This is a genomic window from Salinivibrio sp. MA427 (genome assembly GCF_001996115.1).
In the GTDB taxonomy this organism is placed as follows: domain Bacteria; phylum Pseudomonadota; class Gammaproteobacteria; order Enterobacterales; family Vibrionaceae; genus Salinivibrio; species Salinivibrio costicola.
In genome coordinates, this window is the sequence record NZ_MUFH01000472.1 from 1 (window position 1) to 1,290 (window position 1,290).

Below are 1,290 nucleotides of genomic sequence, written 5' to 3' on the forward strand. Positions count from 1 at the left end.
GAACTAGATAGCGAAGAGAGAAAATGAAACCATTTCAACTAACCAACAAGGCAAAGTCTGATTTAAAAGACATTGCCTTGTTTACCTCCCGCAGGTGGGGCCGCGAGCAACGTAACATTTACCTCAAACAATTCGATGAATCATTTTGGCTACTCGCTGAAAATCTTGATATTGGTAAAACTTGTGATGAAATCAGAGATGGCTACCGAAAATTTCCACAAGGAAGCCATGTTATTTTTTATCAACAAATTGGTAGCCAAAACATCCAGATCATCAGAATCTTGCATAAGAGTATGGATGTGAACCCAATCTTTGGCGTATAACGCCTATGTTTCTTCCTACTCTGCCAATCAACAGTATCTTTATCCGCACGCCCGACAAAGATATCATCGACATCAGTGACCATCAGGTGACCTTCCGATACACCGACAGCCAGACAAATCAATCGGCGACCCGCTCGTTGCCTACCAATCAGTTCCTGATGTTAATACTTCAGCATGTCTTACCCAAAGGGCTACAACGCGTGCGTGACTATGGCTTATTGCATGGCAGCGCCAAACACAAGCGATACCATATTCAACGTATGTTGCTTCACATGGCACACCAGAGCTTGCCCGTTGAGGCGGCCCCTGAGCAGCATACGACACGATGTTGTCCTACATGCGGGGAGCGGCTCATGGTCTGCGTGGGCGTGACACGACCGAGGTAGCCGAAAAGCGAACAGAATAAGGAGAATGGCGTTCACTTAAACACAGGAGAGCAAACCAACAAAAACCACATCGTTAACGTAACGTATTGATGTGATGTCTTATCTGCTCACTTCTTGGCTGCGYTCGCGCTGAAAAAAGTGCCAGACGCAGCACCCACCTATGCGCATTCGAGCTATTTACTTAATAAAGCAACGGGCTTGTTCAACACCCAAATAAAGTGTCGGCTGCGCGAAACTTATTCTTATTTGTTATGTATAGCTTACATCAGCTGTAATCCACCATAGCCACTAGCAGCTAAAGTAAGTAACAAGACCAAAGAAAATGGGACGTAACAGATACTTTTAGGCTTTCCTTTCAACGTCCAATACAACCAGTAAGCATTGAATAAAAACAACACTGCTGAATAGGAATATAAAAGCACTGTAAGAACCATATCTACCCAACAACCAAATGGGTTATGTACGTCAAATAATCTACCTGCCGCAAAAAGTGCAATGCAAATACCTACGTTTCGCATAGCATCAAAGACTGTTTTAATATCATCTAGATATTCTTGATTTTTAGAGAACACAAAATAACC

3 protein-coding genes are annotated in these 1,290 nt (G+C 43.2%); 2 read left to right on the top strand and 1 reads right to left on the bottom strand.

Translation table 11 applies throughout. From position 1 onward, the window contains the following. Positions 1–23: 23 nt before the first annotated feature. Together BZG79_RS15670 and BZG79_RS15675 are read left to right on the top strand one after the other, a co-directional pair. Positions 24–323, top strand: coding sequence for a type II toxin-antitoxin system RelE/ParE family toxin (locus BZG79_RS15670; protein WP_077774873.1), 300 nt, complete (start codon positions 24–26; stop codon positions 321–323). Positions 324–328: 5 nt separating this feature from the next. Further along, the gene (locus BZG79_RS15675) at positions 329–709 is read left to right on the top strand and encodes a transposase (protein ID WP_242414224.1); all 381 of its coding nucleotides are present in this window, start codon (positions 329–331) and stop codon (positions 707–709) included. A 260-nt stretch (positions 710–969) separates the two neighbouring features. On the opposite strand, the gene BZG79_RS15680 is transcribed toward BZG79_RS15675, so the two are convergent. Then, on the bottom strand, positions 970–1,290 hold a 321-nt coding region (locus BZG79_RS15680), incomplete at its 5' end, for a hypothetical protein (RefSeq protein WP_242414225.1).